Raw genomic sequence first — 9,543 nt, 5'->3', positions numbered from 1 at the left:
AGGGGGGGGGGGGGGGGGGGGGGGGGGGGGGGGGGGGGGGGGGGGGGGGGGGGGGTTGGGGGGGGGGGGGGGGGGGGGGGGGGGGGGGGGGGGGAGGGAGGGGGGGGGGGGGGGGGGGGGGGGGGGGGGGCGCCCCCCCCCCCCCCCCCCCCGCTCCGTCGTACGCGCCGGTTCAGCGCTCGGCGGCCATGCGCACGAAGCCGCTCCAGGCCTCCGGGCCGAACGCGAGCTGGGCCACTGCGGGCTGCTTCGAGTCTCTGACGAGGACGGCCCCGGAAACTGCGGCGGCCTCGACGCACTCACCACCGTTGCCTGTGCTGTAGCTGCTCTTGATCCAAGCGGCCTCGGGCACAGCCGCCTTGCTGTGCTGCACGCTCATGTGTCTCCCATCAGTTGCTCGATGAACGCCACTGACTCGCTTGGTGTCAGCGCCTGTGATCGGAGGATGCCATAGCGCGCTTCAAGCGTGCGCACGTACGCGGCATCGGTGTAGAGACGACTGTGATCCTGTACTTCCGCGTACGCAAGGCGCTGTCCCTTGTCGACGTCGATCAACGAGAAGGGGCCGCTCAACGCGGCGTTGTCCTCTCGTGCGATCGGCATGACCTGCACCTCCACGTTCCTGGACTGGCCGGTGACGAGGATCTGCTCCAAAGTCTCCCGCATGACTCTTGGGCCACCAATCGGCCGGCGCAACACTGCCTCCTCGATCACGAAGCTCAACAGGGGCGCAGGGCGTCGGCAGAAGATCTCCTGGCGCACCATGCGTGCCTCGAGCCGCTGCTCGATCACGTCGTCCTCCAGCAACGGTCGCTGCATATGGAAGACGGCACGTGCGTAGTCCGCCGTCTGCAGCAGACCCGGTACGGCATACACCGCGTACACATTCAGGGCTGTGGCCCGGGCCTCCAGTCGAGCCATGTCCCGGAAGAACGCCGGATACTGAGCCCGCCCCACCTCCTCCTTCAGCGCCGTGAGAACGCCACCCGCCCCCAGCACCTCATCCGCCTTCTCGATGAACCGGGCCTGCGGAATCCGCCTCCCCTGCTCGATGGACGCCACTGTGTCCGCCGAGTACCCCAGCCGCTTCCCGAACTCGGCCCGCTCCAGTCCCGCCCGCACCCGCAGCAGCTTCAGCTGCCGCCCGAACGCGGTCACCACGCCCGTCCCCGGCTCGTCCTCCGGCCGCTGCTGCCGCTGCGCCGCTTCCTCGTCGCTCACCACGGTCACCGCCCTGCCGTCCCTCACCTGCGTACCTCGCCCCGGTCACGCTAGGCCACAAACTCACCACCGTGAGTGGCACTCGTGACCCGATCACCCTCCGGTGGGAGGCGCGGGCAAGAGCCTCACACGCGAACCCTGATCGACTCCGTGAACCGCACCATCGCCCGGTGATACGTCGCCCTCTCCGGGTTCGGGAACCGGACGTTGTGGCGGTAGTAGCGGTGGAAGGCGATGATCAGCGCCGCGTGCTCGATCTCCAGAGGGAGGATCGCCCGGTCCACTGTCGTGAGGGGGCGTGTCTTCTCGTAGCCGTCGAGGAGGGCGTGGAGGCGCTCGGTTTCGAGGAGGCCGGCTTCGTCCTGGGCGAGGCCGACGGCTGCCATGCCGAGGTCGAGCAGGGGGTCGTCCAGAGAGATCGTCTCCCAGTCCAGGACGGACAGGCCGCCGTCCTCGCGGACGATGACGTTGTCGTCGAAGAGGTCTCCGTGGATCAGGCAGGGCACGCGGTGGCTGTCGGCCTCGGCGCTGCGGACGCGGTCGAGCCGGGACGTCAGCCACTGGGCGAATTTCTGGTCCGCGAATCCGGAGATCGCGGCGAGGTGCTCCGGGGGCAGGCGGCGGGCGGCGACCGGGACGTCGTCCAAGTCCTCGGCGTCGGGGGCGAGGGCATGGAGGCGGGCGAGGAGGCTGCCGGCCTCTGGGAGGAGAGCGAGGGGCAGGGGCTGCTCGACGGCTCCGGCGATCCACTTCTTCAGGACGAGGAGGCGGTCGCAGAGCGGGACGACGAGTGAGCCGTCCGTGGCGGGGACGACCTCGCTGGTCGGCAGGCCGAGCCGGTGGAGGGCTCGGGTATGTCGGGCGAGCGTGGTCGCGGTGACCTCGTCGTGGTTGTCGAGGGAGGTCAGTACGTACTCGCCCTCGCCGCAGGCGAGCCGGAAGCTGGAGTTCGCGGCGCCGCCGGAGAGCGGGGTGAGGGACGGGCCCGTCAGTCCGTACCTGTCGGCAACGGCGGCGAGGGCGATCTGGTCGGCTGTGGTGTAGTGCGCCACCTGGTTCAGGCTCCTTGCTGTGCTGCCGACTCCTGTCGGCGGTCCTCGACGAGGCCGACCCAGCGTGCCCGGACCTGAGCAGCGGTGTCCAGCCACTCGGCGCGGGGAAGGCCGACGGGCGGTTCCTCGTCCGCCATCAGATAGGTCAGCTCGGCGAGGTACGCGAACTCGACGCCGTTGACGCAGTCCTCCATCAGGCGCTCACGGGCCTGGGCGAGCGCCTCCGGGGAGCCGGCCACCAGGGCGTGCAGGCATTCCGCGAAACGGATGTAGGCGACGGACGACGTCAGCCCCGCCTCCACGGCCTCCGCCGCCACAGCCTCGGCGCGCGCCGGCAGGTCGGGCACGATGCCCGCGTCCCTCACCAGTGCGGCGATGCGGGTCTGGGTATCGGCCCACCGGATCGACACGCCCGCGAGGAGTTCCTCGGCCCGGGCGATCTGCTCGGCTGCTCGCGGACGGTCCTGGAACGCCGCGGCGAAGGCCAGGCAGGCCTGTGACAGGGCGGCTTCGCCGACTTGCCCAGTGGCCAGTGCCTGGTCGCGGCCGGCCGCGTATGCGGAGCATGCCAAGGCGATGGATCCCTGCGGCCACCACAGGTCGCCGAGGACGCGGTCCTGTCGGCCCTCTGTTCCCAGGTGAAGTGCCGCCTCCTTGGCCTGCGGGAAGTCACCGATTCGGCGGGCCAGGTGGATCAGCCCGCGGCGGGCGGTCGCAGCGAGGCGGCCTCCCAGGTCGGCGACGCGCTGCATGCCGTTGAGGGATTCCTGGAAGTTACCGAGGTCGCGGTCGCACTCGGCCAGGAAGTAGCGCGGCAGCTCTTCCAGACTCAGTGGCAGGACACCGGCCCGCAGGACGTCTTGGAGTTGCCGCGCGGTGATGCCGCGGTGCCGGCGCTGGCGCTGGGCGATGGCGGAGAGAGTCGTGGCGAGTGCTTGGGCCCGAGTGGGAGAGGCGCCGTCCAGGAGGGCCGCGGGCGGCTCGATGGGTTCCCAGACGAAGTCGTCGACGTACTGGAACGCGGCGTCCTCCAGCCAGCCGAGCGGCAGGTCGAACTGGTGGGACAGGGCGAGGCCTTGGCGGAGCGCCGAGACCAGGCGTGCGCGGTGGGACTTGTCCTCTTGACCGAGGGCGTCGAAGGCGCGTTGCGCGGCACGCTGCCAGTCGGCACTCGTCCACCGGTCGTCGCTGGTCGAGTCCGCCTCCCGCACCGCGTCCCGGACCAAGGCGTGCAGGCGATAGGGCCAGGGCGCGCCGGGATCATGGTCGACGAACGGCCTGTCCACCAGGTTCTGGGCCGGAGCATCGTGGTCGAAACCGGCGGTCGCCGAGGCGAGCGGTACGGAGAAGGTGTCCAGGAGGCTGACGGACCGCACGACGCGCCGGACGTCCGGAGGCAGGTCGCGGAAGGTCCGGGCGACCAGGGCGGGGAAGTCGAGGTTGAAGTCGTGCACGGAGGGAGCGTTGCCCGAGCGGCGGTACAGATCAAGGAAGCGCATCGCCGCCAGGTCGAGGTAGAGCGGCAGTCCGTGTGAGTTCGCCGTGATCAGACGGCGTGTCGCGTCGTCCATCATCGGCCGGCCGTCGCGTGTCAGGCGTTGGGACAGGTAGGTTTCGCAGTCTCCGGCGGACAGATATCCGACGGTGTGCTGTCGGGGGTCGCGTGTCGCGCCTCCGGCGAGCTGGGGCCAGCACTCCGGGCCTGCCCAGTCGAGTTGGCCCTCCAGTTGCGGATCGTCCCATTGGAGACGATTGCGGCCCGTGACGATGAACAGGACGTTCGGCATCAGCCACACCATCCGCTGGACGAGGCGTTCCAGGTCGCGGTGCACCCGGTCCCCCACGTCTTCGAACGTGTCGAGCAGCACGACCAGGGTTGCCCGGTGCTTGGCGGGAAGGCACGCCAGGTCCCACGCGAGAAGATGCGGGTAGTAGCTGAGCGCGTCCTGATCGGGAGTGGTCTCCAGGAGGTCGGCGAAGCGACTGCACTCCGCAAGGGCCCTCATCCTGTGGTGCCGTTCCCTCAACGCCCGGACGACTGTCCTCAGTCCCTGGCCGACCACCTGCCCCATCGTGCCCGGAAGAGCCACTGCCTGGGCGACGTCCGCTAACGCCGACTGCATCTGGCCCGACAGGTTCCGCGCGCCGGGAAGGGAGCTCAGTCGGGTTCGGCGGCGGACGTACTCTTCGAGCGGTTCACCGGGGTGATTGTGGTCCCAGTACCGCTGCAGGGCCAGATCGAACGTCGGCATCGGCTGCCCGATCTCCGCCGCCGCCAGCCGAACGGCCAAGACCAGTGACTCGAAATCGACTCCGGAATCACGCGACAGGTCCACGCGCACCGGTACGACAGGGCCAAATCCCCCGTCCAGTGGTGGCCAGTGTCCCTGGACCGGGAGCTCGCCGGTGAAATGCTGCGCCACGCACCGGGACAAGGTCGATTTGCCGATGCCACCGACGCCGTAGAAGGTGAGTACGTTGCGGCGGGGAGACTCGAGGTCCTGCACGTCGAAGCCGTCGGCTCGGACCTCGCGAACGAGATGGGCAAGACTCTGCGCCACCGAGTCCCACTCGTCGCGCCTGTCCGCGAAGTAGTCGACCGCCTTGACTTCGCGGTCGTTCGAGCGGAACAGCGCCCTCAGATCCGACTGGCTCACCAGCGCCCCCCATGTCCGACAACGGTGACAGAAGAGCAGCCGACCTGAACAGGCGTCAAGTTCCCCTGTGAGCAGGCATGTACTTCCAGACCGGTGTCAAGGCGGAATACAGAACGTACCCAGAAGCGCCGTCGAGTACCGCCCCGTACAGCGTCCGTAGCCACCGCGTACGAAGAAGCGACGTCAGCGCGTCACCACTGGTCACGCTAGGCCCCGGAACACCACCGTGAGTGCATGACCGCAACACAACCACCCCTGACGGTGTACAGGTTCGCGATGTGCTTCAGCTCCACCCCGCGAGGCGCCCGCCTTGCCCGGCGCCTGTGCGCGCATCGTCTGGACGCCTGGGGGATCCCGTACGGCACCGACGTGCACGACGTCGTCACGCTCATCGCGTCGGAGCTGTGCGCGAACGCCGTACGGCACGGGCACGTCGCCGGCCGAGACTTCCACGTCCTGCTCACCACCGACCCGGCCACCGGCACGGTACGCATCGAGGTCACCGACACGCGGGGCGAGCGCCTACCGCGCCTCCCCACCGCCGTACCCGAGGACGACGACGGCGGGCGGGGACTGCTTCTCGTCGAGGCGCTGGCCGACCGCTGGGGATGCTCGCCCCGTGCCGAGGGCGGCCCCGGCAAGACTGTGTGGGCGGAGTGCGCCGCTCCGGGCCTGACCTGATCGCGTAGCTCCCCGGCGACCTGGCTGGACGCACGCAGGCACGCCCGCGAGACTGATCTCTTCGGACACTCGACGGGGCGGGAGCGGGGACCAGGTGCCGGACGTACGACGGGTCGCGGGGCGTTACGAGCTGCTGGAGCAGTTCAACAACGGCGGTATGGGGGACGTCTGGCGCGGTTACGACGCCGTACTGGACCGGCCGGTCGCCGTGAAGCTGATCCGCCCGCAGGCCGTGACGTCACCGCACCTGGCGGAGGAGTTCGAGAAGCGGTTCCGGCGCGAGGCAAGGGTCACCGCCCGGATCCAGCACCCGGGCGTACCGCAGGTGTACGACGCGGTGCTGGATGAGTCGTACGAGCAGCTGTTCCTGGTGATGGAGTTGGTCGACGGCGTACCGCTGACCGCTTACGCGCACCCGGAGCACCCGCTCCCCGTCAGCTGGGCGGTGGCCGTAGCGGCACAGGTGGCGACCGTACTCTCGTACGCGCACGACGTGCCCGTCGTCCACCGCGACCTGAAGCCGAGCAACATCCTCGTCGCCCGGGACGGCACGGTGAAGGTGCTGGACTTCGGCATCGCGGCGATCCTTCAGACGGACGTCACCAAGCTGACCGCGACGGGCAGTCCGATCGGAACGCACCAGTACATGGCACCGGAGCAGGTGCGCGGAGCGCGGGTCACGCCGCGCACCGACCTGTACGCGCTGGGCTGCGTGCTGCACGAACTGCTCTGCGGGCAGACGCTGTTCGCCGGGGACAGCGAGTGGCAGCTGATGACGCAGCATGTCACCGCGGCCCCGACCCCCCTGCGGCAGTTGCGCGGCGACGTACCGACGGCCCTGGAGGAGCTCGTCCTGCACCTGCTTCTCAAGGCACCCGAGGCGCGCCCTGCGGACGTGCAGGAGGTGTACGAGCGGCTGCGGCCGTTCCTGCCAGGGCCCGGCGAGGAGTCCGCGCCGGAGGAGACAGGCCCCACCGGGACGCCCGACCCGACGGGGATCTTCCGTCGGCCCTACGCGCCCCGCTCGCGCGCCGGTGCCGCGGGCGGGGCGCAGGCCGCCGCCCCTGTCGTCGACCCGGACGCGCCGCCCGTCGTGCCCGCGGCCGAGCGGGAGGCGTTGCGGGAGCAGATCCGTGAGGTCCACGCCCACTATCTGGCCCTGATGGAGGAGGAACGGTACGCGCAGGCCGCCGACGTGGTGGGTGAGCTCATCGAGCCGGCCGCACGGTCCCTCGGGTCGGAGGGCAAGGCGGTGCTGAGGTTGCGTTCATGGCGGGCGGTCAGTCGGCAGCTGGCCGGTGACCACCGGGCCGCGCTGCCGGAGTTCGAGGCGCTGGCCGACGCCTACGGGCGGGTGAGCGGCCCGAACAGCGAAGAGGCGTTGGAATGCCGGGCGCAGGCGGCACGTTGCCGCGGCGAACTCGGCCGGGTGACCGAGGCGCTGGCCGGGCTGAACGGCGTGCTCGAGACGGTCCGCGCCATCGACGGGGACGTCAGCGAGAACGCGGTGGAGCTGCGCCGTGACATCGGCATGCTGCTCCTCGCGCAGCAGCGGGCGGCCGAGGCCTTCGACGTCCTGGAGCCGCTGCACGAGGACCTGTGCGTGGTGTTCGGCCCCAACGACGAAATGACCGCCGAGGTGGCCGAGACCCTGGCGGTGATCCGTCTGGATCTCGACGGTGGCGACAGCACCGGTCCGTCGGCCTGACCTGGCCTTTGCCCGCACCCCGGGCGGCCGGGGCACTAGGATCTCCGCATGCCGCAGCTCGCCTTCGACATCGGTTTCTTCGCCGAGCTTCCCAAGCTCCAGCCCCCGGTCAGGAAGGGTGTCCTCGACGCCTGGGAGAAGTTCAACCAGCTCACTCTCGACCAGCTCTTCAAGGATCAGGGTCTGAAGCTGGAAAGCCTTGTGACGGCGAAGGACAAGCAGATCCGGACGATCCGCATCGACCAATTCTGGCGTGGTGTGGTGCTCGCGCCGCCCACCGGGGACACCTTCGTCCTGCTGCGGGTCATGCAGCACGACAAGGCCATCTCCTGGGCGATGAAGCAGAAGTCCAGCATCAACGAGGTGACGCGGGCCGTCGAGATCCGGGACGCGGCGACCCTGGACGAGATCACACCGGCCTACGAACGGGTCGCGGACGGCTCGTCGAAGGAACGGCTGTTCGCGAAGTTCTCCGACGGGGATCTGAAGGCGCTCGGCATCGACGACGAGACGCTCCGGCAGGCGCGTTCGCTTGTCGACCAAGAGCAGTTGGACGTCTTCGCGCCGCTGCTGCCGCAGGACCAGCGGGAGGTGCTGCAGTACCTCGCCTCGGGCTGCACGGTGGAGGAGGTCTGGCAGGACATCGTTGCGCCGGCTCTCCATGCGTCCACGCAGCCGGTGGACACGCGGGACTACGAGACCGCGATCCAGCACACTCGGGCACGTATCGCGCTGGTGACGGCTCCCGAGGAGCTGCGGGACATCCTGGAGAAGCCCTTCGCCGCTTGGCGGGTCTTCTTGCACCCTTCGCAGCGGAAGGTGGCCTACCGGGCGTCGTACTCCGGCCCTGCGCAGGTCACGGGCGGGCCGGGCACCGGCAAGACCGTGGTCGCTCTGCATCGGGTCAAGCACCTGCTTAGGTACCTGCGGGACGGCGACCGCATCCTGCTGACGACGTACACCAACGCGCTCGTCAACGCCCTCCGTTCGGGTCTGGAGTCCCTGGTGGACGATCCGGCGCTGCGCGAGCGTGTCGACATCTCAACTGTGGACGGCTTCGCCGGCCGGGTCGTCGCGGAGGCTCCGGGCGCGGTGGCGCTGCGGCCGCTGATGAACAACGAGGAGGTCAGCCGCTGGGGGAAGGCCGCCAAGACGACAGGCTTCACGGGCAGCGCGCAGTTCCTCGCGCAGGAGTACCGGCATGTCGTCCTGGCGCAAGGCATCGGCAGCCAGGCCGAGTACCAGGCGGCGGACCGGCGGGGCCGGGGCAGCAGGCTGACGGCGGCCGAACGGCCGGTGGTTTGGGAGACGGTGGAGCGTTTCACGGCCGGTCTCGCGGCGGACGGGTGCCGGACCTGGCTGCAGACGTGCGTGGAGGCGGCACGGCTGCTGGAGGTAAAAGGGCCGCCGTACCGGCACGTGGTGGTGGACGAGGCGCAGGACCTGCATCCGGCGCAGTGGCGGCTGCTGCGCGCGGCCGTTCCGGCCCGCCCGGACGACCTGTTCATCGCGGGCGACCCGCATCAGCGCATCTACGACTCGAAGGTGTCACTCAAGTCGCTCGGCATCAGGGTGACGGGGCGGTCGGTGAAGCTGCGGAAGAACTACCGCAGTACGCAGGAAATCCTGCGCTGGTCCACGGCCCTGCTGATCGGCCGACCGATCGCCCAGCTCGAGGACGACGGCCGTAACGAAACCCTGCTCGGCTACCGTTCCGCCCTCCACGGCGACGGACCCGCCGTACGGGGCGCGGTGAGCGAAGAGGCCGAACTGGACGCGCTGGTCGACCAGGTGCGGGCGTGGGTGGACGCGGGTGTGGATGTCGGCGAGATCGGGGTGAGCGCCCGGTTCAACAAGACGTGCTCGAAGGCCGTGGCGCACCTGAAGGACGCGGGCATCCCCGCGGTGACCCTGCGCTACGCCTCCGGCGACTCCGCGACAGGCGAGGGGGGCGCTGTACGGGTCGGGACCATGCACTCGTTCAAGGGGCTGGAGTTCCGCTGCGTCGCGGTCGTCGGTGTCAATGACGAGGCGCTGCCGTTCGCGAAGGCGCTCACGCCGCCTGACGTGGACCCCAAGCAGCACGAGACGGACATGATGTCCGAGCGTTGCCTGCTGTTCGTGGCCTGCACGCGCGCGCGGGACAGCCTCTCCGTGTCCTGGTCAGGTGTGCCGAGCCCCTTCCTGGCCGAGGCCGGCGTCACCACCGTTTAACCCACTCGAT

7 protein-coding genes are annotated in these 9,543 nt (G+C 69.9%); 3 read left to right on the top strand and 4 right to left on the bottom strand.

The features are described from left to right. Positions 1–172: 172 nt before the first annotated feature. The 4 genes from ACFCZF_RS04880 to ACFCZF_RS04865 form a co-directional block, all read right to left on the bottom strand. Positions 173–379 (bottom strand): DUF397 domain-containing protein, encoded by a 207-nt coding sequence (locus tag ACFCZF_RS04880; RefSeq protein ID WP_376670431.1) that lies wholly within the window; start codon positions 377–379, stop codon positions 173–175. After that, complete coding sequence (locus ACFCZF_RS04875; protein WP_376670430.1) at positions 376–1,230, bottom strand: helix-turn-helix domain-containing protein; 855 nt, start codon at positions 1,228–1,230, stop codon at positions 376–378. The genes ACFCZF_RS04880 and ACFCZF_RS04875 overlap by 4 nt, the downstream gene beginning before the upstream one ends. Positions 1,231–1,346: 116 nt before the next feature. Then, positions 1,347–2,273, bottom strand: coding sequence for a phosphotransferase (locus ACFCZF_RS04870; protein WP_376670429.1), 927 nt, complete (start codon positions 2,271–2,273; stop codon positions 1,347–1,349). Positions 2,274–2,278: 5 nt separating this feature from the next. Then, complete coding sequence (locus ACFCZF_RS04865) at positions 2,279–4,930, bottom strand: ATP/GTP-binding protein (RefSeq protein WP_376670428.1); 2,652 nt, start codon at positions 4,928–4,930, stop codon at positions 2,279–2,281. Positions 4,931–5,164: 234 nt separating this feature from the next. Between ACFCZF_RS04865 and ACFCZF_RS04860 the strand changes: the two genes are divergently transcribed. From ACFCZF_RS04860 to ACFCZF_RS04850, 3 genes are all read left to right on the top strand, one after another. Further along, positions 5,165–5,611 (top strand): ATP-binding protein, encoded by a 447-nt coding sequence (locus tag ACFCZF_RS04860; protein WP_376670427.1) that lies wholly within the window; start codon positions 5,165–5,167, stop codon positions 5,609–5,611. Positions 5,612–5,705: 94 nt separating this feature from the next. Further along, on the top strand, positions 5,706–7,319 hold the full coding sequence (locus ACFCZF_RS04855) for a protein kinase (protein ID WP_376670426.1): 1,614 nt from the start codon (positions 5,706–5,708) through the stop codon (positions 7,317–7,319). A gap of 48 nt (positions 7,320–7,367) precedes the next feature. Further along, positions 7,368–9,533: a UvrD-helicase domain-containing protein gene (locus ACFCZF_RS04850; protein WP_376670425.1), complete on the top strand. Its 2,166-nt coding sequence runs from the start codon at positions 7,368–7,370 to the stop codon at positions 9,531–9,533. Positions 9,534–9,543: the final 10 nt, after the last annotated feature.

Origin of the sequence: Streptomyces sp. NPDC056296 (assembly GCF_042268605.1) — a bacterium.
GTDB lineage: Bacteria > Actinomycetota > Actinomycetes > Streptomycetales > Streptomycetaceae > Streptomyces.
This window is presented reverse-complemented; position numbering and strand designations above follow the sequence as displayed.

Bases quoted from the DNA above. Each gene is read 5' to 3' on its own strand.
- ACFCZF_RS04850 (WP_376670425.1), top strand. From the start codon at position 7,368: ATGCCGCAGCTCGCCTTCGACATCGGTTTCTTCGCCGAGCTTCCCAAG.
- ACFCZF_RS04860 (WP_376670427.1), top strand. From the start codon at position 5,165: ATGACCGCAACACAACCACCCCTGACGGTGTACAGGTTCGCGATGTGC.
- ACFCZF_RS04880 (WP_376670431.1), bottom strand. From the start codon at position 379: ATGAGCGTGCAGCACAGCAAGGCGGCTGTGCCCGAGGCCGCTTGGATC.